Source organism: Streptomyces tropicalis (assembly GCF_029269835.1).
Taxonomy (GTDB): domain Bacteria; phylum Actinomycetota; class Actinomycetes; order Streptomycetales; family Streptomycetaceae; genus Streptomyces; species Streptomyces tropicalis.
Map to the genome: position 1 here is coordinate 655,743 of NZ_JARJBB010000001.1, position 23,693 is coordinate 679,435.

17 protein-coding genes and 2 pseudogenes are annotated in these 23,693 nt (G+C 72.9%); 4 read left to right on the plus strand and 15 right to left on the minus strand.

The window, feature by feature from the left end; translation table 11 throughout:
- Positions 1-70 precede the first annotated feature (70 nt).
- The 6 genes and pseudogenes from P3H78_RS02870 to P3H78_RS02890 form a co-directional block, all read right to left on the minus strand.
- Entirely contained in the window at positions 71-706 is a 636-nt protein-coding gene (locus tag P3H78_RS02870; protein ID WP_276107107.1) for a hypothetical protein, read from the minus strand.
- Positions 707-980: 274 nt separating this feature from the next.
- Complete coding sequence (locus P3H78_RS02875; RefSeq protein WP_276107108.1) at positions 981-1,220, minus strand: chaplin; 240 nt, start codon at positions 1,218-1,220, stop codon at positions 981-983.
- A 707-nt stretch (positions 1,221-1,927) separates the two neighbouring features.
- On the minus strand, positions 1,928-2,119 hold the full coding sequence (locus tag P3H78_RS02880; RefSeq protein ID WP_276107109.1) for an LPXTG cell wall anchor domain-containing protein: 192 nt from the start codon (positions 2,117-2,119) through the stop codon (positions 1,928-1,930).
- A gap of 1,659 nt (positions 2,120-3,778) precedes the next feature.
- Positions 3,779-3,910: pseudogene (locus P3H78_RS33360) on the minus strand (chaplin); the annotation flags it as partial.
- Between the two features lie 150 nt (positions 3,911-4,060).
- Positions 4,061-4,288, minus strand: coding sequence for a chaplin (locus P3H78_RS02885; protein WP_276107110.1), 228 nt, complete (start codon positions 4,286-4,288; stop codon positions 4,061-4,063).
- Between the two features lie 249 nt (positions 4,289-4,537).
- Positions 4,538-4,936: a rodlin gene (locus P3H78_RS02890; RefSeq protein ID WP_276107111.1), complete on the minus strand. Its 399-nt coding sequence runs from the start codon at positions 4,934-4,936 to the stop codon at positions 4,538-4,540.
- Between the two features lie 248 nt (positions 4,937-5,184).
- Between P3H78_RS02890 and P3H78_RS02895 the strand changes: the two genes are divergently transcribed.
- Positions 5,185-5,580 carry a rodlin gene (locus tag P3H78_RS02895; RefSeq protein WP_276107112.1) on the plus strand — a complete coding sequence of 132 codons (396 nt, stop codon included), beginning with the start codon at positions 5,185-5,187 and terminating at the stop codon, positions 5,578-5,580.
- 77 nt (positions 5,581-5,657) lie between these two features.
- Here P3H78_RS02895 and P3H78_RS02900 read toward each other — a convergent pair whose 3' ends face one another.
- From P3H78_RS02900 to P3H78_RS02920, 5 genes and pseudogenes are all read right to left on the minus strand, one after another.
- Positions 5,658-6,539 (minus strand): ABC transporter permease, encoded by an 882-nt coding sequence (locus P3H78_RS02900; RefSeq protein ID WP_276107113.1) that lies wholly within the window; start codon positions 6,537-6,539, stop codon positions 5,658-5,660.
- Positions 6,536-9,187 (minus strand): alpha/beta fold hydrolase, encoded by a 2,652-nt coding sequence (locus tag P3H78_RS02905; protein ID WP_276107114.1) that lies wholly within the window; start codon positions 9,185-9,187, stop codon positions 6,536-6,538. The genes P3H78_RS02900 and P3H78_RS02905 overlap by 4 nt, the downstream gene beginning before the upstream one ends.
- A 114-nt stretch (positions 9,188-9,301) precedes the next feature.
- Positions 9,302-10,699 carry an APC family permease gene (locus tag P3H78_RS02910; protein ID WP_276107115.1) on the minus strand — a complete coding sequence of 466 codons (1,398 nt, stop codon included), beginning with the start codon at positions 10,697-10,699 and terminating at the stop codon, positions 9,302-9,304.
- Between the two features lie 376 nt (positions 10,700-11,075).
- Positions 11,076-12,578, minus strand: coding sequence for a CoA-acylating methylmalonate-semialdehyde dehydrogenase (gene mmsA / locus P3H78_RS02915; RefSeq protein WP_276107117.1), 1,503 nt, complete (start codon positions 12,576-12,578; stop codon positions 11,076-11,078).
- Between the two features lie 14 nt (positions 12,579-12,592).
- Positions 12,593-12,790 (minus strand): annotated as a pseudogene (locus tag P3H78_RS02920) (3D-(3,5/4)-trihydroxycyclohexane-1,2-dione acylhydrolase (decyclizing)); the annotation flags it as partial.
- Positions 12,791-13,614: 824 nt separating this feature from the next.
- Here P3H78_RS02920 and P3H78_RS02930 point away from each other — a divergent pair.
- The gene (locus tag P3H78_RS02930; protein WP_276107118.1) at positions 13,615-13,815 is read left to right on the plus strand and encodes a helix-turn-helix transcriptional regulator; all 201 of its coding nucleotides are present in this window, start codon (positions 13,615-13,617) and stop codon (positions 13,813-13,815) included.
- 70 nt (positions 13,816-13,885) lie between these two features.
- Here P3H78_RS02930 and P3H78_RS02935 read toward each other — a convergent pair whose 3' ends face one another.
- Positions 13,886-14,929, minus strand: a complete 1,044-nt coding sequence (locus tag P3H78_RS02935; protein WP_276107119.1) for a zinc-dependent alcohol dehydrogenase family protein — start codon at positions 14,927-14,929, stop codon at positions 13,886-13,888.
- Between the two features lie 347 nt (positions 14,930-15,276).
- Positions 15,277-17,751: an MMPL family transporter gene (locus P3H78_RS02940; protein ID WP_276107120.1), complete on the minus strand. Its 2,475-nt coding sequence runs from the start codon at positions 17,749-17,751 to the stop codon at positions 15,277-15,279.
- A gap of 167 nt (positions 17,752-17,918) precedes the next feature.
- On the opposite strand from P3H78_RS02940, the gene P3H78_RS02945 reads away from it, so the two are divergent.
- Both P3H78_RS02945 and P3H78_RS02950 read left to right on the plus strand, forming a co-directional pair.
- The gene (locus P3H78_RS02945) at positions 17,919-18,605 is read left to right on the plus strand and encodes a TetR/AcrR family transcriptional regulator (RefSeq protein ID WP_276107121.1); all 687 of its coding nucleotides are present in this window, start codon (positions 17,919-17,921) and stop codon (positions 18,603-18,605) included.
- Positions 18,606-18,675: 70 nt separating this feature from the next.
- The gene (locus tag P3H78_RS02950; protein WP_276107122.1) at positions 18,676-18,915 is read left to right on the plus strand and encodes a heavy-metal-associated domain-containing protein; all 240 of its coding nucleotides are present in this window, start codon (positions 18,676-18,678) and stop codon (positions 18,913-18,915) included.
- A 792-nt stretch (positions 18,916-19,707) separates the two neighbouring features.
- On the opposite strand, the gene P3H78_RS02955 is transcribed toward P3H78_RS02950, so the two are convergent.
- Positions 19,708-20,997, minus strand: a complete 1,290-nt coding sequence (locus tag P3H78_RS02955) for a citrate synthase (RefSeq protein WP_276107123.1) — start codon at positions 20,995-20,997, stop codon at positions 19,708-19,710.
- 253 nt (positions 20,998-21,250) lie between these two features.
- Complete coding sequence (gene recD2, locus P3H78_RS02960) at positions 21,251-23,497, minus strand: SF1B family DNA helicase RecD2 (RefSeq protein WP_276107124.1); 2,247 nt, start codon at positions 23,495-23,497, stop codon at positions 21,251-21,253.
- Positions 23,498-23,693: the final 196 nt, after the last annotated feature.

A 23,693-nucleotide genomic window follows, 5' to 3' on the forward strand; every position in this document is an offset into this window, starting at 1 on the left:
GTCGCGCGGGCGACCCGGGGCGGGGGCGCCGCACCGGGCGGCACGGGCGGCCCCGCCGCCGGAGAGGGCGCTACGACGCCACGGTGGGCGTCGGCACGGGCGTCGAGGGCAGAGGCGGGAGGGACGGAGCAGGCGGGAGCGAGGGCAGGGGCGGAAGGGACCGGAGCGGCGGGAGCGAGGGAAGCGGCGGCAGGGACGCGCCGGACGTGGGCAGACCGGCCCCGGACAGCGAGGAGTTGACGAAGTCGACCACGCCGGTCAGCAGGGCGTTGATCGCCGTGGTGACCTGGCCCGCGTCGCCCGAGGTGGCCGCGGCCACGAGGGCGTCGATGGCCTTCTGGAGGGCGGCCGGCGTGTCGCTCGCCGGGTCGGCGGCGCGGTCGGCGTGCGCCCGGGCGGCCCGGGCCGGCGCGGCCTTCGCCGCGGCGCCGAGCTTCTCGGCCCTGGCCGGGGAGAGCCGGCCGTGGTCGGCGGTGAGCGCGGCGGTCAGCAGGTCGGACACCGGGGCGAGTTCGCCGTGCAGCTCGGGACGGCTCTGCACTTCGGAGAGCAGTTCGTTCGCGCCGGGCACGGACGCGCCGGGTGCAGCCCCCTGTTCGCGGTCGCGGAACGCGTCGCCGGCCACGGCGACGGTGCCAGTGACCCCGACCAGGAGAGCGGCGCAGAGCGCAGTGGAAGCGACACGCCGTGCGGGCAGACCACGCATGAGGGAGTTCCTTTCGGTGAACGTCGGATCAGAGCCCACCGTGCGGGGGTCCCCTGCCCTCCGCAACCGCGTGCACACCGCTCGTGTTCACCGTGCACGTACCTCACCCCGGCCCACGTCCGGCAAGGCCCAGGTCGGGGCGGGCGGCCGTGCCCGGAAGGGCCCGGGCCGGGACGGGTGGCCCCACCGGCGCCCTTCCGGGGGAACGGCACCGGCCGCCCTCCCCCGGTGAAGTCCGGGAGAGGGCGGCCGGCCCAAAGGGTGCGCGCGGACGTCAGCCGTTGGCGCAGGTGTTGCCGAAGGCCGGGTTCAGCAGGCCGATGACGTCGACGGTGTTGCCGCAGACGTTGACCGGGACGTGGACCGGGACCTGAACGACGTTGCCCGACAGGACGCCGGGGGAGTTGGCGGCGGTGCCGTTCGCACCGCTGTCGGCGGCGGCGATGCCGGCACCACCGGCAACGGCGACGGCAGCGACCGAGGACAGGACCAGGCCCTTCGCGATACGCGACATGGAGAGGTGCTCCTTGGGGTTGACGCAGAAAACACCGGGCGGGATGCCCGGAACTACCCGGGCGGGATGCCCGGCGCAGTGTCAACGCGTGGCGCAGCCGGGGGTTGTGCCGCCAAAGGGGTGATCAGGAGACCGGACCGGACTTCACGGTTTCGACACGCACCGTCGTTTCCGGACGGCTGCTCGGAGCAGCCGGTCTCCGTGGCGGCCCGCTCCCGCTGCCCGGAACCATCCCCCGCACGTGCCCCCACCTGCACTGATTCGCCCTCGTCGGCGCCCCGGAGGAGCGACGAGGGTCGCGCAGAGCACCCGACACCGTTTCCGCCCGGGCGTCCGGGCACCCGCATTGCCGCCGCGACAGGTGACCCGGGCGGCGCACCGCGAAATCGGACACCTGCCCGGTGCACCCCTCTTCCGGAGTACGCCCGGTGGCATCGAACCCTCTTTCTGCGCTTACCCCTTCCGGTGGCGACTCCGGCCCTGCGGGAGCCGGACGTACGGCGGCGGACCGCCACCCGTGTGCCGACGGGTTCGCAGCGCGGCTGTCCGCCCCGCGCCGGCCCGGAGACCGGGCCGGCGGCCCCTCCCGGGCGCACGGTCCACGGCACGGTGTCCAGAACGCGGTTCGCCGCGGGGCCGAGGGGCCCTTCGGTCCGGGCGAGGTGGTGCGACGGCAACCGCCGCCGCACCACCTCGCACGAGAGCCGCTAGCGGAGGAACGATGCCCGGCCGCGCCGGTACAGCACCGTGCCCAGGGCGATCAGGACGGCCCCGGCCGCCGAGGTGGCGATCAGGGCCTGGCTGCCGGTCCGCGACAGCTGGGGCGGGGCGTGGTGCGACTCGCTGTGCCCGCCCGCCGGAACCGGCTCGGCCGACATGCAGCCGGACGGCATCGACATGTCGTCCTCCCCGTAGCCGGTGGACGCACCGCAGTCGTCACCGTCCCCGGACGGCGACTCGCCACCCTGTGGGTCCTCCGTGGAACCCGTGGGCGGCTCGGACGGTGTGTCATGGGGCGGCACTGCTCCCCCGGCGACCGGCGGACGGGACGGCCTGGACGGTTTGCCGGTAGGCGGAACGGACGGAGTGCCGACAGGCGGATTGCCCACCGGAGGCCTCCACGGAACCCCAACCGGCGGCTTGGACGGCCGACCCACCGGCGGCTTGGACGGCGTACCAACAGGCGGATTGCCCACCGGAGGCCTCGACGGAACCCCAACCGGCGGCTTGGACGGCCGACCCACCGGCGGCTTGGACGGCGTACCAGCAGGCGGATTGCCCACCGGAGGCCTCGACGGAACCCCAACCGGCGGCTTGGACGGCCGACCCACCGGCGGCACCGACGGAGTGACTACAGGAGGCACGGTCGGCGTGACAACGGGCGGCACAGAAGGAGCACCGACCGGCGGCCTCGACGGCACCCCCACCGGCGGCTTCGACGGCACTCCGACCGGTGGCACGGAGGGCGTGACCACGGGAGGCACAGACGGCGTGACGACCGGCGGCACAGACGGCGTCACAACAGGCGGCCTGACCGGCGGCCGACCCCCCACCCCCACCGGCGGCACCGACGGAATGACGACCGGCGGCACCGATGGCACCCCGACCGGCGGCTTCGACGGCACTCCGACCGGTGGCACAGACGGCGTGACGACCGGCGGCCTGACCGGCGGCCGACCCCCCACCCCCACCGGCGGCACCGACGGCACTCCGACCGGTGGCACGGAGGGCGTGACCACCGGAGGCACAGACGGCGTGACGACCGGCGGCCGACCCCCCACCCCCACCGGCGGCACCGACGGCGTGACCACAGGAGGCACCGGCGGATTGCCCACCGGCGGCCTCGACGGCACCCCGACCGGCGGCACGGAGGGCGTGACCACCGGCGGCACCGACGGAGTGACTACAGGAGGCACGGTCGGCGTGACAACGGGCGGCACAGAAGGAGCACCGACCGGCGGCACAGACGGCGTGACGACCGGCGGCACAGACGGCGTCACAACAGGCGGCCTGACCGGCGGCCGACCCCCCACCCCCACCGGCGGCACCGACGGAATGACCACAGGAGGCACAGAAGGAGCACCGACCGGGGGCCTCGACGGCACCCCCACCGGCGGCCTCGACGGCACTCCGACCGGCGGCTTCGACGGCACACCGACCGGTGGCACGGAGGGCGTGACCACCGGCGGCACAGACGGCGTGACGACCGGCGGCACAGACGGCGTCACAACAGGCGGCCTGACCGGCGGCCGACCCCCCACCCCCACCGGCGGCACCGACGGCGTGACCACAGGAGGCACCGGCGGATTGCCCACCGGCGGCCTCGACGGCACCCCCACCGGCGGCCTCGACGGCACTCCGACCGGCGGCCTCGGGGGCACCCCGACCGGCGGCACGGAGGGCGTGACCACCGGAGGCCTGGAGGGTGTGCTGCCGGTGGGGGGCAGGGAGGGAGCGGTGCCGCCCGCGTTTCCGGGGCCGGTGCCCTCTGCTGAATCGTTGCTGCAATGGTTGCCGAAGGTGGAGTTGAGCGCCCCGATCAGGTTCACCGAGTTCCCGCAGACGTTCACAGGGATGTGGACGGGGATCTGCACGCTGTTGCCCGACAGGACACCCGCCGAGCCCGTGGCCGACGAACCTGCGTTGCTGTCGGCGCGTGCGGGGCTGCCGTACAGGCTCAGGACGCTCATTGCGGCGGTCGCCGCGAACACTCCCCTACTCAGAGTCTGTCGCACTCTCGTCGTCTTCCTGCTTGTGGATGTGGAAAAGCCGGCCTTGGACGGGATGACGAGAGTCCAAGGCCGGCTGGGGCGCGGCGGGTGGCCGGCGTGCGAGGTGCGTCAGCTGTTGACGCAGGCGTTGCCGTACGCCGGGTTCAGCAGCGCGATCACGTTGACGGTGTTGCCGCACAGGTTGACCGGGACGTGGACCGGAACCTGGATGACGTTGCCCGAGAGGACACCCGGCGAGTTGGTGGCCGTGCCCTGGGCGCCCGAGTCGGCGAAGGCGGGGGCGGCCATGCCCAGCGCCATGATGGTGCCCGTGACGACAGCAACGCTCTTCTTCATGAAAGTTCCCTTCTTGGGTGCCATGCTCAGGGATTGGCCGGAACCAAAAGAGCACGACATGAACAGTCGCAGCACTGAACGAGAAATACACGTAGGACGAATTGACGGAACGTAAGACGATTCACTTTTCACTCGATCGCCCTGCCCCGTCACACGTTTCACGTCGCTGGAACGTGATGGATTACTGCGGAAAACACCCCGGGCAACTCACGGCGCAGCGGCGGGCTGCCCGGGGCGGCCTCGGTCGGATCAGGCACCTTCGCCGTTGGCCGACAGGACCGACAGGTCGTCCGCGAGGTGGGACAGGGCAGCGTCCCGCTTGGCCTGCGTCGAGTTGTCGGCGCACTGCTGGCCCATCTGGTCCGACAGGACCGGGACGTCCTGCGCGACGACGCCTACGGCGGCGGCGCCGGCGTCGACGTGCTGGACACCGACGCAGGGCTTGTTGAGCGAACCCTCGGCCAGCGAGAGCTGCGGGCTCATCGTCCCGTTCGTCGCCGAGTTGCCGAACGACGACGCCGCACCGCTGCCGTTGGCGACGGTCGGTCCGTTGTCGTTGCCGATGGCAAGCGCCGTCGGAGCAGCCACCACCGTCATCCCGACGACAGAAGCGGCAGCCGCGGCGGCGACCATTGCCCTCTTGAGCACTTCGCGTTCCTTTCCTCGTAGCGACGCGAGCCCTACGCCTCAACAACCGGATGCCCCGGGTTTGGTTGCGGACGTTCACCCGGTTGGCCTGCACGGCATGCGGAATTCCCCGAAAAACAACGGGAGTCCGGCGGACGGCCCTCCGGCCGCGGCGTCAGCCGACCGGGTGACGGGGAGAAACCCCGGCGCAAGGCCGCAGTTGACCAGAGCGCTCCGGTGGACGGGGTCTCCTCAGAAAGGACTGGTCCGTGATCAAGAAGGTAGTTGCGTCCGCGGCCCTCGCCGCTTCCGTGATGGGTGTCTCCGCGGCCGCGGCTCCGCAGGCGCTGGCGATCGGCAACGACAGCGGTCCGACCGTCTCCAACGGCGACGCCGCGCTGCAGAGCTACGGCAACTCCACCACGTACGGGAGCATGAGCCCGCAGATGGCGCTCGTCCAGGGCTCCTTCAACAAGCCCTGCGTCGCGGTCAACCGCCTGCCCGTCGGCGCCGCCGCGCTCGGTGTGACCGCCCAGGACATTCCGCTGCTGTCGGACGACCTGAACCAGCAGTGCACCGAGAACTCCTCGCAGGCCAAGCGGGACGGCGCCCTGGCACACCTGCTGCAGGACGTGTCGGTCCTCTCGGCCAACACCGGCAACTGACCGACGCCACGGGAGGAGAGGGCCGCCGACGGGTTCGGCGGCCCTCTCTCGTGCCCGGAGGGCCGCCGCCCGCGGGCTCAGGACACGATGTCCTTGCGGGCGAACCCGCGGAAGGCGAGGGCGAAGAGCACCAGCGCATAGCTCACGGAGACCGCGGCGCCCTGGATCATCCCGGACCACGACGGGTGCGGCTGCACGGCGTCGGCCCAGGCGAACTGCCAGTGCGCGGGCAGGAAGTCGCGCCAGTGGCCGAGGGCGGTGACCGCGTCGAGGACATTGCCCACGATGGTCAGGCCGACCGCTCCGCCGACCGCGCCCAGCGGGGCGTCGGTGCGGGTCGACAGCCAGAACGCCAGTCCCGCGGTGACCAGTTGGGACACGAAGATGTACGCCACGACCACGGCCAGGCGCTGGACCGCGGTCCCCGGGGCGAGCACGCCTCCGGTGGGGATCTGGAGCGGGCCCCAGCCGTAGGCGGCGGTGCCCACGGCGAGCGCCACGACCGGCAGCAGCACCATCGCCGCGAGGCTCAGCGCGAGGCCCACGGCCAGCTTGGACCACAGCAGCCGGGCCCGCGGCACCGGCGCGGCCAGCAGGTAGCGCAGCGAGGACCAGCTCGCCTCGGAGGCGACGGTGTCCCCGCAGAACAGCGCCACCGGGATCACCAGCAGGAAGCCCGCCGACACGAACAGGCCGACCGCGGCGAAGTTGGCTCCGGAGGCGGTGGCGGTGTCCATCAGGGTCACCCGGTCGTTGCGGCCGCCCGGGCCGCCGCCGATGGCGAAGGCGACCGCCAGCACGAAGGGCAGCGCGGTGAGGATCCCGGCCATGACGAGGGTGCGGCGCCGCTTGACCTGGCGGGCCAGCTCGACCCGCAGCGGCAGGGTGCGGCCCGCCCGGTAGCCGGCGGCGGCCGGAGGGGAGCCGGTGTGCCCGGCGGACGCGGTCGGCGTGCTCATGCGGAACCTCCGATCAGGGTGAGGAAGGCGTCCTCCAGGCGGCGGTGCGGTCCGACGGAGGCGACGGGCACTTCCAGCCGCACCAGCTCCGCCACCAACTGCGGTGCGCTGCTGCCCGGTTCGAGCCGGATCAGGAGGCCGTCCCCGGTGCGCACCGCGGAGGCGACGCCCGGCAGGGCGGCGACCTTGTCCACGACCGGCTCCTCGACCGGGACCCCCGTGCCGACGAGGAGGGTGTCGCCCGAGCCGACGATCTCACCGACCGGGCCCGCCTGGACGAGCCGGCCGCGGTCCATGACCACCAGGTGCGTGCAGGACTGCTCGACCTCCGCCAGGAGGTGACTGGAGACGATCACCGTGCGGCCGGCCGTCGCGTAACGGATCATCACCTCGCGCATCTCGCGGATCTGCGGCGGGTCGAGGCCGTTGGTCGGCTCGTCGAGGATGAGCAGGTCGGGCAGGCCCAGCATGGCCTGGGCGAGGGCGAGGCGCTGGCGCATGCCCTGCGAGTAGGTGCGGATCGCGCGGGCCAGGGCGTCGCCCAGGCCCGCGATCTCCAGCGCCTCCTCCAGGTGCGCGTCCCCGGGCGGGCGGCCGGTGGCCCGCCAGTACAGCTCCAGGTTCTCCCGGCCGGACAGGTGGGGCAGGAAGCCCGCGCCCTCGACGAAGGCCCCGACCCGGGACAGCACCGGCGCGCCCGGGCGGACGGCGTGGCCGAAGACGCGGATCTCGCCGCTGTCGGGTCCGATCAGTCCCATCAGCATGCGCAGGGTGGTGGTCTTGCCCGCGCCGTTCGGGCCGAGCAGGCCGAGGACCTGGCCCTGCTCGACCCGGAGGGACAGCTCACGCACCGCGTACCGGTCCGGGGAGCCGGCGTACCGCTTGCTCAGGTCGGTGATCTCCAGCGGGACGCAGGACAGCGCCGGGTCGGGGGCGGGCGCGGCGCTACGGCGACGCGCCGTCAGCAGCAGGGCGAGGGCGGTCGCTGCGCCCGCGGCGGGCAGCCACCACACCCAGGCCGGCAGGGACGCGGCCGCGGTGGTCACGCCGGGTGCCGTGGGCACCCGCAGGGCGCTGCGCAGGGAGACGGTGTACGTCGCCGGGGCGGCCGGGGAGGCGTAGCCGAGGTCGGTGGAGGCGAGGACCAGGCGGAGCCGGTGGCCCTTCTGCACCTCGTGGTCGACCGCCGGGAGGGTGATCGTGACGTCCTTGCCGGCCCGGGCGTCCTCGACCCGGACGGGGGCCACCAGTTGGGCGGGCAGCACCGGGCGGGCGGCGCCGGGCCCGACGTCGTACACCTTGCCGAAGAGCACCGCGTCGCGGCTCGTCGAGGTCACGTGGACGGTCGCCGTGGGCGATCCGGTGATGCGCAGGTCGTGGGTGAGCGGCGGCGAGTCGAAGCGGGCGTACTGGCCGGGGAAGTCCAGGGAGACGCCGACGCCGAGCGAGGAGAGCTGGGCGAGGCCGCCGGCGCCGCCGAGTCCGGGCAGGGCGGAGACGGCGGGCGGGGAGGCGCCCGCCGGGTTCTCCAGGCGCTGCGCGCGGCCGGTGAGCGCGATGCGCCGCGGGGTGCTCTCCAGGCCGGGGTACGAGGTGCCGCTCGCGCCGCGCACCAGGGCGGCGCCGTCGGTGGAGTCGACGCCGCCGCTGCGGGTGACGCGGAAGGCGGGTCCGGTGTCGGCGCCGCGGTCGCCCCGGAGGTACCGGTCGAACCAGGCCCGCACCCGGGCCTGGACGCGGGCGGTCTCCAGGTCTCCGCCGTCGTGTCCGCCGGCGATCCAGTCGACGTCGACGGGGGCGCCGTGGGCGCGGATGGCGCGCGCGGCCGCGTCGGCCTGGCCGAGCGGGAACAGGGAGTCGCTCTGCCCCTGGACCAGCAGGGTCGGCACCTTGATGCGGTCGGCGACGGCGGACGGCGAGCGTTCCTCGAGCAGCCGGCGGGCCGCGGTGTCCGGCGTGCCGGACTGGGCCACGCGCTGGTACATCCGGCACAGCTCGGGCTGGAACCTGGCGCAGCCGCCGCCGGAGTTGACGAAGACTCCGGCCCAGAGCCTCTTGAACACGCCGTCCGGGAACAGGGCGTCCGCCAGGTTCCAGTACGTGATCGCGGGGGCGACGGCGTCCACCCGGCGGTCGTGTCCGGCGGCCAGCAGGGCGAGCGCACCGCCGTAGGACGCGCCGGCCACACCGACCCGGGGGTCGCCGGGTGCGTCCAGCCGGACCTCGGGGCGGCGGGCCAGCCAGTCGATCAGCCGGGAGACGTCGGCGACCTCGGCCCGGGGGTCGTTGAGCCCGATCCGCCCGGTGGAGCGGCCGAAGCCGCGCGCGGACCAGGTGAGCACCGCGTACCCGTCGCGGGCGAGGTCCTCGGCCTGGTGGCGGACGTCGTCCTTGCTGCCGCCGAAGCCGTGCGCGAGCAGGACGGCGGGGCGGCGGCCGGCGGGGCCCGCGGTGAACCAGGAGGTGTCCAGGCGCACTCCGTCGTCCATGGTCATGACCCGGTCGGCGCGGTGCACCGGGGCGGGCGCGCCGGAGGCGGCCGCCGTCCAGGTGCCGGCCGCGGCGAGCACCGCGACGGCGGCCCCGGCGGCGCACAGGCGCCGGGGGCCGCGCAGCAGGCGCCGCAGTCCGGGCAGTCGGAGATCCATGCGTCCACGGTACGGGCCGCCACCGACAACCGGTGCAGCCCACGGGCCGAACCCCGCGCCCTCCCCCGGGAGTACGGGGTGGCCGCGGGGTACCGCGCCCGCGGTACGCCGGGATCAGGTCCGCGCGTCCTCCGGGATCGACACCAGCCAGCGGGTGTCGCGGCGCGGGCGGAGGTAGAGGACCCAGTACAGGGTGGCGACCGCCGTGATGCCGCCCGTCCACAGCAGGTAGCTCGTCTCCTGCTGGCTGAGGATGTAGGCGAGGACCGCGATCAGCAGGATCGGCATGGCGGGCCACAGCGGCATCCGCCAGGCGGGCGTGTGCCGGTGGGAGCCGCGGCGGGCGAGCAGGGCGGCGACCGCGACGAGCAGGTACATGGCGGTCACGGACACGCCGGTGACGCCGTAGAGGGTGTCCAGGTTGACGAAGCACAGGAGCGCGCCGGGGATGCCGACCGCGAGCGTGGAGACCCAGGGGGAGCCGAAGCGGCCGAGGCGGGAGAAGAGGTGGTTGACCGGCTCGGGCCACGCCTTGTCGCGGGCGGAGGCGAACAGCACCCGGGAGTTCTGGATGACCATCACGATGCCCGCGTTGATGATCGCGAGGGCGACGCAGAGGCTGACGAAGGTACCGACGGCGCTGTTGGACCAGGCGGTCACCATGCTGCTGAGGTCGCCGCCGGTGAGCTGCCCGATGTCCGAGGCGCCCATGGTGATGGCGACGACCGGGACCAGGATGACCACCGAGGAGATGGCGAGGGTGGCGAGGACCGTGCGGGCGACGTTGCGCCGGGGGTGCTCCATTTCCTCGGAGAGGTACACGGCGGTCGAGAAGCCCTGGGTGACGAAGAGGGCGATGGCGAGGCCGGAGACGACCAGCATGGCCGTCACGGTGTCCGTGTGGCCGCCGGAGCCGGCCACCTGCAGGGAGACGAGGCTGCCGACGCCGCGGTGGCTGTGCGCGAAGCCGAGCAGGGCGACGACTCCGGCGGCGATCACCTCGAGGACGAGGAAGATGCCGGTGATCCAGGCGTTGGCGCGCAGGTCCAGCAGGCCGGCCAGGGTGGCGAGCAGCATGACCCCGGCGCCCGTCCAGGACGCGTTCAGGTGCACCAGCGGCGCCAGGTAGTCCGCCGTGCCCATGGCGATCACGGGCGGGACGATCATGACGACGAGCAGCGACAGGACGAAGACCAGCCAGCCCGCCAGCCGTCCGGCCAGCGTCGACACCATGGCGTACTCGCCGCCCGCGCTGGGGATGAGGGTGCCCAGTTCGGAGTAGCAGAACGCCACGGCGATGCAGAGGAGGGAGCCGATGGCGATCGTGAGGGCGGTGGCGGTGCCGAGCGTGCCGAAGAGGTCGGGGACGACCACGAAGAGCGTGGAGGCCGGTGTCACGCACGAGAGCGTGAGGAGGGTGCCGCCGACCACCCCGATGGATCGCTTGAGCTTCTGGGGGCTGTCCGTCGCCTCTATGACGGCGTTCTCGACAGGGCGGAGCGTGTCGGTCATGCGGCGGTATCCGATCGACTCGTGCGAGATGAAGGGGGTCGGGAGCGCTATCGCCTCCGGCGGCTCAGGTCGTACGTGCTGTCGTCCGCTCCCGGCGCTGATGGAACCTCGACGAAAACCGCCGCGTCAATGCCCGTTTACCTTCGGAATCCGCACTGGCCATGTTCGCGAAGTTGCTGCACTTTCCCAGGCGATGAAAGCCAAGTAGGTCATTCATCAAGACCTTTTGGGATCTGACCTTGCTTTCCAAGATCATTTATGCGAAACACCTGCGCCGTCCGTTTGATCCCCTCCGCACGGCATTCGCAGCCCGGGCGACAAAAAAACCTCGGGCCGTCCGCATAACGGACGACCCGAGGCGGGGTGCCGGTGACCCTCAGTGGTTGCGCGGGAACCCGAGGTCGACACCCGTGGGCGCCTCCGCCGGGTCCGGCCAACGGGTCGTCACGACCTTGCCGCGGGTGTAGAAGTGCGTGCCGTCGTTGCCGTAGATGTGGTGGTCGCCGAAGAGGGAGTCCTTCCAGCCGCCGAAGGAGTGGTAGCCCACCGGCACCGGGATCGGCACGTTGACGCCGACCATGCCGGCCTCGATCTCCAGCTGGAAGCGGCGGGCGGCGCCGCCGTCGCGGGTGAAGATCGCGGTGCCGTTGCCGAACGGCGAGCTGTTGATGAGGGCCACGCCCTCCTCGTAGGTGTCCACGCGCAGCACGCAGAGCACCGGGCCGAAGATCTCGTCCTGGTACGCCTTCGCGGTGGTCGGGACCTTGTCGAGCAGCGAGATGCCGATCCAGTGGCCGTCCTCGTAGCCCTTCACCGTGTGGCCGGTGCCGTCCAGGACGACCTCGGAACCCTCCGCCGCGGCGCCCTCGACGTAGGACGCCACCTTGTCGCGGTGCGCCTTGGTGATCAGGGGGCCCATCTCGGAGGCCGGGTCGGTGCCGGGGCCGATCTTGATCTTCTCGGCGCGCTCGCGGATCTTCTCCACCAGCGTGTCGCCGATCGCGCCGACGGCGACCACGGCCGAGATGGCCATGCAGCGCTCGCCCGCGGAGCCGTAGGCGGCCGACACGGCGGCGTCGGCGGCGGCGTCCAGGTCGGCGTCCGGCAGGACCAGCATGTGGTTCTTCGCGCCGCCCAGGGCCTGCACCCGCTTGCCGTTGGCGGAGGCGGTGGTGTGGATGTAACGGGCGATGGGCGTGGAGCCGACGAAGGAGACGGCCTTGACGTCCGGGTGCTCCAGCAGGCGGTCCACGGCCACCTTGTCGCCCTGGACCACGTTGAACACGCCGTCGGGCAGGCCCGCCTCCGCCAGCAGCTCGGCGAGCCGCAGGGCGGCCGACGGGTCCTTCTCGCTGGGCTTCAGCACGAAGGTGTTGCCGCAGGCGATGGCGATGGGGAACATCCACATCGGCACCATCGCCGGGAAGTTGAACGGCGTGATGCCCGCGACCACGCCCAGCGGCTGGCGGATCGAGGACACGTCGACGCGGCTGGCGACCTGCGTGGACAGCTCGCCCTTGAGCTGGACGTTGATCCCGCAGGCGAGGTCGACGATCTCCAGGCCGCGCGCGACCTCGCCGAGCGCGTCGGAGTGCACCTTGCCGTGCTCGGCGGTGATCAGCGCGGCGATCTCGTCGCGGTGCGCGTCGAGGAGCGCGCGGAAGGCGAACAGGATCGACGTCCGCTGGGCCAGCGAGGACTGGCCCCAGGTGGCGTACGCGTCCTTGGCGGCGGCGACGGCGGCGTCCACCTCGTCGACCGAGGCGAAGGCGACCTTCGTCGTCACCTCGCCGGTCGCCGGGTCGGTGACCGGCCCGAACGTACCCGAGGCGCCTTCGACGGCCTTCCCGCCGATCCAGTGGTTGACGATCTTCGTCATGCCCAGTTACTCCTTCACAGATGGCGGCGTCGGGTCGAGACGTGCCGTTGGCAGAGCTCTTGTGACGTGACCGGCGACGATCGGGCCGCGGTCGGGGCCACGGGTCCATCCCACCAGTCCCGCCCCGCAGGCGCGCCCGACACTGTGTCTGCGGTTTCGGTGTCCGCGTAGACACATGTGGGAGTGTCCGCCGCGCGGGCCCGGAGGCGGGCCGCCCGGTGGGGAGCGGGCGGTGCGGCCGAGGCGGCCGAGACGGGTGGAGCGGCAGGTGCCGGTGGGGCGGTGGCGACGGGAACCGGAGACATGAGGACCTCCCGAGGACGCGGAAACCTCCGGCGCGGGGCCGTGGCGGGCGGGGAGTCTGCGCTCGCACTTCGCTCCTGCCAGGGCGAAGCGGCCTCCCGCACCGGAGGCGATCGGGGCCCGGGCGGCACGGGGCCCGGGCACCGTGCCGGCGGCGCGGCCCAACCCGCTGCCACCGCACGGGTCCTGGAACTCCCCGCCCTCCGTTCCGTCCTGCGCCAGCACCGTACAGCCGCGACCGGCGCCGTGGGGGGCCACCGCTCCGGCGCCGGGCACGCCCCTTCTCCTGCCCCCGAAAGCCGCCTCCACATCCATGCGGCCGACCATGATCGATGGACGGCCGGGCACGAGCGGCGTGCGGCCGGATGCGTGCCGCACACGGCAGGGCGCCCGGCGCCCGCCGCGCCCCTCCGGCAGCCGGCGCGCGGCCCGCACCCCGGCTCTCGGGCGGTACGCCATCGGCTCCCCTTTCGTTCCGGCCCGGCTCGGCAAGGGTGGCCCGCGGCCCCGTACGCCCCTGCCGTCGTTTACCGCAGTTCTGTCACAAAAGCACGGGCCGTGTCACACATGTCGCATGTACGCGGGTTGTCGGTCACACTCGCACGACAGGCACGAGCCGCTGCGGGCCCGTCGTCGTTCACCGAGCACAGGCTTTGTGATCGCCAGCGCAGCACCCGGCTCCCCCGACGGCCTCCCCGGCCGGCGACGCGGTGCGCGCGGGGAGGTGCCACGCATGACCGACCGAAGGCTCTGGTCGTACAAGGAGATCGCGGCGCACATCCGGGTGCAGCCGGACACCGTGCGGTCCTATCGCAAGCACGGTCTGCTCCCGCCGCCCGACCACGTGGAGAGCGGCAAGCCCTACTGGTACGCCGACACCGTGCGGGCCTGGGTCGCCTCCAGACCCCGGAACCGCAACCGCCGCGTCGACTGACCTCCCGACGGGTCACGCACCGGCCCCGTGACTGACGGCCCGCCCCACCCTCGTGTGGGGCACCGTCATGTCAGGTCCACGGCTCGACGACGGTGACCCCGGCGCCCGGTGACGTCCCCATCGCCGCCAGCACACCGGGAGCGGCGGCGAGTGGCACCGTCGCCGTCACCAGGAGGTCGGGGCGCAGCACACCGGCCTCCACCAGGCGGAGCATCTCCGGGTAGGTGTGCGCGGCCATGCCGTGGCTGCCGAGCAGTTCGAGCTCCAGCGCGACGGCCCGGGCCATGGGGACGGGGGTCGTCCCCGTCGGGGAGGGCAGCAGGCCGACCTGGACGTGACGGCCGCGGCGGCGCAGGCCGTTCACCGAGGCGGCGCAGGTGGCGGGCGAGCCGAGCGCGTCCAGGGAGAGGTGGGCGCCGCCGTCGGTGGCCTCGCGGATCCGCTCGGCCGTGTCCGCGCCGCCGCCCGCGTCCACGCGGACGGCGGCTCCGAACGTGCGGGCCAGGTCCAGCGCGCCGGGCGCCACGTCCACCGCCACGACCCGGGCGCCGGCCGCCGCGGCGATCATCACCGCCGACAGGCCCACTCCGCCGCAGCCGTGCACGGCGACCCACTCCCCCGGGGCGACCCTCCCCTGCTGGACCACCGCACGGAACGCGGTGGCGAACCGGCAGCCGAGGGAGGCGGCCGTCGCGGCCGACAGTGCGTCGGGCACGGCGATCAGGTTGACGTCGGCGTGGTCGAGGGCGACGTACTGGGCGAAGGAGCCCCAGTGGGTGAACCCCGGCTGGGACTGCCGCTCGCACACCTGCCGGTCGCCGGCCGCGCAGGCGGGGCAGGTGCCGCAGGCGCACACGAAGGGCACGGTCACGCGGTCGCCGGGCCGCCACCGGGCCACCCGCGGGCCCACCGCCTCGACGGTGCCCGCGAGTTCGTGGCCCGGTACGTGCGGCAGGGTGATGTCGGGGTCGTGACCCTGCCAGCCGTGCCAGTCGCTGCGGCACACGCCGGTCGCCTCGACCCGCACCACCACCCCGTGGTCGGCGGGGCGCGGGTCGGGCACCTCGCGCACCTCGGCCGGCTCCCCGTACCGCTCGAACACCACTGCCCGCATGCGCCTGCCTCGCCTTCCCTCGGGGTCCGCGGTCCCAGGCCGCCGGGGTGACCCTCCGGCGGCCCGGCGATCACCGCTTCGGTCCGGAACGGTAGTGCCTGCGGGGCACCGGGAGCTGCCCCCGCGGGCCCAGGACCCCAGCCCCGGGGCTCTAGTGCTGTGACCGGAAAGTTCACCGGCTCGCGACGCCCGGCACGGCACCTCGCCGCGGTGTCGCCTCACCCGAGTACATCCAGTACGCGGGCGACGCTCCGCCGTGCGATGCTCCCCCACAGCCTGAACGGCGTGGGAGGTGCCCCCAGCACCGGACGCCGCGAGCATCCCGGCAAACCTTTCCGGCCACAGCACTAGCCCCGTGTGCCGGCTCTGTCCCGGTCCCCGTCGGTCCGCTCCGCCGGGTCGGCCGGACCAACAGGGTCGGTCGGATCGGCCGGTTCGGCCGCTGCGGGCCGTGGCGCGAGGGGCGTGGACGGTGTGCCCGCGGGGGGCGCCGCCTCGCCCTCACTCAGGCCGAACCGCGCGTGGAAGCGGCGCAGCGGGGCCGGGGCCCACCAGGTCGCCCGGCCGGTGAGGCGCATGACCGCGGGCACCAGGAGACTGCGCACGATCATCGCGTCCATCAGCACGGCCAGGGCGATGCCGAGGCCGAGCATCTTGGTGTTGGTCACCCGGGACATGCCGATCGCGACCATCACCACGGCGAGGATGACGGCGGCCGCGGTGATCAGGCCGCCGGTGCGCTGGAGCCCGTGCCGCACCGCGGCGGTGTGGTCGCCCGTCCGGTCGTACTCCTCCTTGATGCGGGAGAGCAGGAAGACGCCGTAGTCCATGGAGAGGCCGAAGGCCACGCAGAACATCAGGACGGGCAGGGTCGTCTCGATGGACCCCGGGCTGGTGAAGCCCAGCAGGCCGGACAGGTGGCCGTCCTGGAAGACCCACACCACCGCGCCGAACATGGCCGTCAGGCTCAGCGCGTTGAGCAGGACCGCCTGGAGCGGGATCAGCACGCTCCCGGTGAGGAGGAACACCAGCAGCAGCGTGACCGTCGTGATGAACGCGGCGGCCCGGGGCAGCCGCTCCCCGATGGCGTGCTTGGAGTCCACGAGGACGGCCGCCGTGCCGGTGACCCGGGTGGTGAACGGCGCCTCGGTGGAGCGCAGTTCGCCGACCAGGCGCTGCGTCGTGTCGTCGACGGCCTCGCCCAGGGGCAGCACCGTGAAGTACGCGGCGTCACCCCTGACGAGCGGCCCGTCGATCCGCAGCACCCCGGGCAGCGCGGCGACGTGCTCCCGGTAGGCCGCGTACTGCGCCTTCGTGGCCCGGCCGCGGGCGAAGATCTCCAGGCCGCCGCCGGGACTGCCGGGGAAGTCCTCCCGGATGTGCTGCTGGACCACGTGGGACTCGGCGGTGGAGGGGAGCTGCCGGTCGTCGGCGGTGCCGAACCTCACGCCCAGGAAGGGCAGTCCGAGCAGGACCAGCACGGCGGCGGTGGCCAGGGCGAAGACGGGCGCGCGGCGCATCACCAGCGTCGCCGTGCGCGCCCAGGCGGTGCCTCCCTCCCCGTCGGCCGGCTGCTGCTTCCCGCCGCGCCGGAACAGGCGCCGCAGATCCAGGGAGTTCACCCGGTGGCCCAGCAGGACGAGGGCCGCGGGGAGCAGCACGAGGGCGGCGGCCGCCGCCAGCAGCACCACGGCGATGCCCGCGTAGGCGAAGGAGCGCAGGAAGTACTGAGGGAAGACCAGCATGGCCGCGAGGGACACGGCGACCGTGAGGGACGAGAAGAGCACGGTCCGGCCCGCGGTGCGCAGGGTGGTGCCGATGGCGGCCTGCGGTGGCGCGCCGGTGGCCAGCTCCTCGCGGAAGCGGCGCACGATGAACAGCGCGTAGTCGATGGCGAGGCCGAGCCCCAGGGCCGTGGTGAGGTTCATCGCGAAGACGGAGACGTCGGTGAACTCCGTCAGCCCGCGCAGCACCGCGTTGGTCCCGAGGATCGCGACGATGCCGATGCCGAGCGGGAGCAGGGCGGCGACGGCGCTGCCGAACACCATGACCAGCAGGACGAGCGTGATCGGCAGGGCGATCGTCTCGGCGCGGGTCAGGTCCTCGCGGATGATCGACTGCATCTCGTGCCGCACGGCGACCGGGCCGCCGAGGGTCACCCGCACCGGCCCGTGCGCACCCCGGTAGGCGGGGGTGATGCGGTCGAGGGTCCTGCCCATCGCGGTGTCGTCGCCGGTGAGGCGGGCGGCGATCAGCGCCTCGTGCCCGTCCCGGGCGCGCAGCGCGGGGGCGCCCGAGCGCCAGTAGGAGCCGACGCCCGTCACGCCCCGCTCGGCGGCGAGGCGGGATGCGAGCCGCCGGGCCTCGCCGGCGACCACCGGATCGTCCACCCTGCCGCCGCGGCCCGCGTCGACCAGGAGCAGCAGATTCGGCTGGGAGTCCGGGAACTCGCGCTCCAGCGCCCTGGTCGCGTACGTCGACTCGGCGGTCGGGTCCTCCCAGCCGCCGCTGCCCAGCCGGTCGGCGACCCCGCTGCCCGCGAGGACGGCGAGCACCGTCAGCACGAGGGCGGCCAGCAGCGACAACCGGGGCCGTGCCGTGACGAGGCGGGTCCAGCCGCCGATGCGCGCCGCCCCGCCCCCCGTGCCGGGCGGTGCGCCACCGGGAGCCGGACCGTCACCGGCGCCCGCGGCGCGGGACCCGTCCCCCGCTGCGGCTCCGCCGTGTGCGCCCCGGTCCCGCGCGCCCCGGCCCGCTGCCGCGCCCCCGGTGCGGCCGGACCTCTCGCCCGCGCCGCCGTCCGGCCCCTTGACCCCGGTCATCCTGAGGTGTCCCCTTCCCCCGGCCCGTGCTCCCGCACCGTCGAGAGGGCAGCATGGGTCCGCCATTGCCATCTAAACTGGCAAACACGAGAGATCACTCGCGTTTCACAAGAATGCGAGTGACCACTCGCGTTTGTCAATCGCGCGCGGAGAGCTGGGGATACGTCGTGCCCGACGAGACCGAGAAGCCGGAGAAGGAAGCGGCGGCCGGCGGCCGGCCGCGCCGCCGGCAGGCCCGCGGCGAACGCCGGATCGCCCAACTGCTCGAGGCGGCCGCCTCGGTCTTCTGCAGCACCGGCTACACCGCGGCCAGCACCAACGCCATCGCCCGCGAGGCCGGGGTGTCTCCGGGCACGCTCTACCAGTTCTTCCCGAACAAGGAGGCCATCGCCATCGAGCTGGGCGACCGGCTGGTGAGCGAGATGCGCACGCACGGGGACGCACTGACCCCGGTCGCGCCCGGCACGCCGCTGGCGGAGGCCGTCGGGGGCGCCGTCGACCGCTTCATCGACTTCAACTGCCGCCATCCGGTGTTCTTCGCCCTGATGCACGGCCCGGACATGCCCGGCCGCATCACCGAGGAGCACGACGCCCTGCACGCCACCCTGCTCGCCCGGGTCGCCGCCCTGCTGACCGCCTTCATGCCCGGCGCACCGGACACGGACATCGCCCGCACGGCGGACATGTGCCTGGGTGTGTACAAGGCCGGGCTGGAGATCGCCCTCAACCACGAGGGCGACGAGCGGGCCGCGTACGTCGCGGAGTTGAAGAACGTCCTGGTGCGCTACCTGGGCCCGGTGACGGTCGGCGCGGCCGCCGCTCCGGCGTCCACTCCCGGGCAAAATACCCCCTAGGGGTATGATGGACGGCACGGACCCCGCCGGGGCCGCGCCGGACCGCACCGCCTGGACGAGGAGCAGCGACATGACCGCACCCACGGACACCCCGGAGACCGTCACCGCCGTCTACAAGGTGAGCGGCATGAGCTGCGGCCACTGCGAGGGCTCCGTCTCCGCCGAGATCTCCGAGCTGCCCGGCGTCACGTCGGTGAAGGCCGTCGCCTCGACGGGCGAGGTCACGGTGGTCTCCGCCGCCGCGCTGGAGGAGGAGGCCGTGCGTGCGGCCGTCGACGAGGCGGGCTTCGAACTCGTCGGCACGGTCTGAGCCGTCCGCCCGCGGGAGCGAGCGGACACTCACGCCGCGGCGCTTGCGGCGGGCAGCCGCACCCGGGATCCGGCACCGCATCCCGGATTTTCGCGAAAGCGAAGCAGCGGACCCTCTGGAGTCGGACGCGCACCTCACATAAGCTCTTCACAAGGCTCGCGCATCTTCGTTACGCAAGGGCCTCGATCGGTGTATCGGGGCCCTTGCGCATCAAAGGATCATGCGCAAGAGACGCAGATCACAGTGATGTGAACGTAACCACCGAAGGGGTTCGAAGGTCTAAGTTGGCGATGTCAGGAAGCGTCTTGGGGGGCGCGGACTGACGTCTGGGGATGTCTTGGGGGACTTCCTCGGAGATGCGTTGCCGGGGCACGTGCAGCGGGAAGCTTTGAGCGGCCCTCCCGCGCGTGCGCGTCCCGGCACTTCGCAGCACGACCGCACAACGGCACGACCGTACGAACCACCGATGCACGAGAGCAGGACGGGTCCGCCCGTCCCGCTCGCTCAGCGATTCAGGCGCTGGTCCTCACAGACGCCCGGCCGGATCCCGTGGGGGGAATCCGCACCGGGACATGGGAAGGCGCCCTGATCGTCGGCCCGTGGGGGGACTGACGCAGGGCGCCTTCCGCTTGTCTCCCGCCTTCCGCCGCCGGCGCCGGAGCGCGGCTGCCTCGGCCCCGGGCGCCGCCCCGCAGCCGCTTCCGCCATCGGCGCCGCCTCACGGCCACCTCTGCCGCCGGGTACGACACAGGGCTCCGCACGCGTCGTCGCGTACGGAGCCCCGGGGTACGACTAGCGCGCCTCGACCGGCACGAAGTCGCGCTCGACGACGCCCGTGTAGATCTGGCGCGGGCGGCCGATGCGGGAGCCCGGCTCCTTGATCATCTCGTGCCACTGGGCGATCCAGCCCGGCAGGCGGCCGAGGGCGAACAGGACGGTGAACATCTCCGTCGGGAAGCCCATGGCCCGGTAGATCAGACCGGTGTAGAAGTCGACGTTCGGGTACAGCTTGCGCTCGACGAAGTAGTCGTCGGAGAGCGCGTGCTCCTCCAGCTTCAGGGCGATGTCGAGCAGCTCGTCCGACTTGCCGAGGGCCGAGAGGACGTCGTGCGCGGCGGCCTTGATGATCTTGGCGCGCGGGTCGAAGTTCTTGTAGACCCGGTGGCCGAAGCCCATCAGGCGGACGCCGTCCTCCTTGTCCTTCACCTTGCGGATGAAGGTGTCGACGTCGTTGCCCGAGTCGCGGATGCCTTCCAGCATCTCCAGGACGGACTGGTTGGCGCCGCCGTGCAGCGGGCCCCACAGCGCGTTGATGCCGGCCGAGATCGACGCGAACATGTTGGCCTGCGAGGAGCCGACCAGGCGGACCGTGGAGGTCGAGCAGTTCTGCTCGTGGTCGGCGTGCAGGATCAGCAGCTTGTCGAGCGCCGAGACCACGACCGGGTCCAGCTCGAACTCCTGGGCGGGGACCGAGAAGGTCATGCGCAGGAAGTTCTCGACGTAGCCGAGGTCGTTGCGCGGGTAGACGAAGGGGTGGCCGATCGACTTCTTGTACGCGTAGGCCGCGATCGTCGGGAGCTTGGCGAGCAGGCGGATCGTGGAGAGGTTCCGCTGCTTCTCGTCGAACGGGTTGTGGCTGTCCTGGTAGAAGGTGGACAGCGCCGAGACCACGGACGACAGCATGGCCATCGGGTGGGCGTCGCGGGGGAAGCCCTTGTAGAAGTTCTTGACGTCCTCGTGCAGCAGGGTGTGCTGCGTGATCTCGTTCTTGAACGTGGTGAGCTCGTCGACGGTCGGCAGCTCACCGTTGATCAGCAGGTAGGCCACCTCCAGGAAGGTGGAGCGCTCGGCCAGCTGCTCGATCGGGTAGCCGCGGTACCGGAGGATGCCCTGCTCGCCGTCGAGGTAGGTGACGGCGGACTTGTAGGCGGCCGTGTTGCCGTACCCGCTGTCCAGAGTGACCAGACCGGTCTGGGCGCGCAGCTTCCCGATGTCGAAGCCCTTGTCGCCGACGGTGCTGTCGATCACCGGGTAGGTGTACTCGCTGCCGTCGTACCGCAGTACTACAGAGTTGTCGCTCACGTCTTCCCTCACCGACGTAGTGCCTCATCTTCGAGGTGCCCTGACTGTCTCTACCATCCCCCATTTGGCTCAGGAGAGTGCACTCGGGGTCGACCATTGGGCCTATCGGCGGCACTCAGTGCCGCCAACCTGCTCATCCTGCCCCCTCGGCCGGGCCACGGGAAGTGCTGTGTGACCTTTGCGACTCATTTGATCGATCATTTTTTCCGCACGGGGCCCGGGGCGGCCGGGCCGGGCCCCGCGGCACCCGGATTCAGGACCCCCCGGAGCCCGGATTCCCGGGCCCGGAGAGCCGGAAGTCCAGTGCCGTGCAGCGCCGTCCCGCCGACACCGTGCGCACGGCCTGGCCGATCGCCTTGCGCGAACCGACCAGGACGACCAGCTTCTTGGCGCGGGTCACCGCCGTGTAGAGCAGATTCCGCTGCAGCATCATCCAGGCACCGGTGGTGACCGGGATCACCACGGCGGGATACTCGCTGCCCTGGGAGCGGTGGATGGTCACCGCGTACGCGTGGGCCAGCTCGTCCAATTCGTCGAAGTCGTAGGGCACTTCCTCGTCCTCGTCCGTCAGCACCGTCAGGCGCTGCTCGACCGGGTCGAGCGAGGTGACGACGCCCACGGTGCCGTTGAAGACGCCGTTCTCGCCCTTCTCGTAGTTGTTGCGGACCTGGGTGACCTTGTCGCCGACGCGGAAGACCCGGCCACCGAAGCGCTTCTCCGCCAGATCGGGCCGGGCGGGGGTGACGGCCTGCTGGAGCAGGCCGTTCAGCGCGCCGGCGCCGGCCGGGCCGCGGTGCATCGGCGCGAGGACCTGCACGTCCCGGCGCGGGTCCAGGCCGAAGCGGGCCGGGATGCGCCGGGCCGCCACGTCCACCGTGAGCCGGCCGGCCTCCTCCGTGTCGTCCTCGACGAAGAGGAAGAAGTCCTTCATGCCGTCGGTGACGGGGTGCTGCCCGGCGTTGATCCGGTGCGCGTTGGTCACCACACCGGACTGCTGGGCCTGGCGGAACACCCGGGTGAGGCGGACCGCGGGAATCGGGCCGCCCTCGGCCAGCAGGTCCCGCAGGACCTCCCCCGCGCCGACGCTGGGCAGTTGGTCCACGTCCCCCACGAGGAGCAGGTGGGCTCCCGGCGGCACGGCCTTGACCAGCTTGTTGGCCAGCAGCAGGTCCAGCATGGACGCCTCGTCCACCACGACCAGGTCGGCCTCCAGCGGCCGGTCCCGGTCGTACGCCGCGTCCCCGCCGGGCCTGAGCTCCAGCAGGCGGTGGACGGTCGACGCCTCGGCGCCGGTCAGCTCCGCGAGCCGCTTGGCGGCCCGGCCGGTCGGCGCGGCCAGCACCACGCGGGCCCGGCGGGCGCGCGCCAGCTCCACGATCGAGCGGACGGTGAAGGACTTGCCGCAGCCGGGACCGCCGGTCAGCACCGCCACCTTCTCGGTCAGCGCCAGCCGGACGGCGGCCTCCTGCTCGGGCGCGAGTTCGGCTCCCGTGCGCTCCCGCAGCCACCCGAGCGCGCGCCCCCAGTCCACCTCCCGGAAGGACGGCATCCGGTCCTCCCCGGTGCGCAGCAGGCGCACCAGCTGGGCGGACAGGGAGAGTTCGGCACGGTGGAAGGGCACCAGGTAGACCGCGGTCACCGGGTCGCCGCCGTCGGGGTCGGGCACCCGCTCGCGGACGACTCCGGGGTCGCCGCCGTCCTCGGGGACCTGCGCCAGCTCGGCGAGGCACTCGATGACGAGGCCCGTGTCGACCTGGAGGAGCTTGACCGCGTCCGCGATCAGCCGCTCCTCGGGCAGGTAGCAGTGGCCCTGGTCGGCGGACTGCGACAGTGCGTACTGGAGGCCGGCCTTGACGCGCTCCGGGCTGTCGTGGGGGATGCCGACGGACTGCGCGATCCGGTCGGCGGTCAGGAAGCCGATGCCCCAGACGTCGGCGGCCAGGCGGTACGGCCGGTCCTTCACGACGGAGATCGAGGCGTCGCCGTACTTCTTGTAGATGCGGACCGCGATCGACGTGGACACCTCGACGGTCTGGAGGAAGAGCATGACCTCCTTGATCGCCTTCTGCTCCTCCCAGGCGTCGGCGATCCGTCGGGTGCGCTTGGGACCGAGGCCGGGGACCTCGATCAGGCGCTTGGGCTCCTCCTCGATGATCGTCAGGGTGTCGAGGCCGAAGTGCTGCGTGATGCGGTCGGCGAAGACCGGGCCGATGCCCTTGACCAGGCCGGAGCCGAGGTAGCGGCGGATGCCCTGGACGGTGGCGGGCAGGACCGTCGTGTAGTTCTCGCAGACGAACTGCTTGCCGTACTGGGGGTGCGAGCCCCAGCGGCCCTCCATGCGGAGGGACTCGCCGACCTGGGCGCCGAGCAGCGCACCCACGACCGTGAGGAGGTCGCCGGCGCCGCGGCCGGTGTCGACCCGGGCGACGGTGTACCCGCTCTCCTCGTTGGCGTACGTGATGCGCTCCAGGACCCCTTCGACCACCGACTGGTTGGACATGCCCCGACGCTACCGCCGGGGTCCGACACCGCGGGCCGCCCCGGGACGGCCGGGCCCGGCGTGAGCCGCGGCCCGGGGGGCCGGAGCCGGGCGTCGCGGGCTCCGGGGGCGGAACACGGCCGTCCGCTCATCCGAGCGGGCTTCATCACGATCCGGTCTCAGCCTCGGGACGGGGGGTTGATTAACCCTCGTGTAA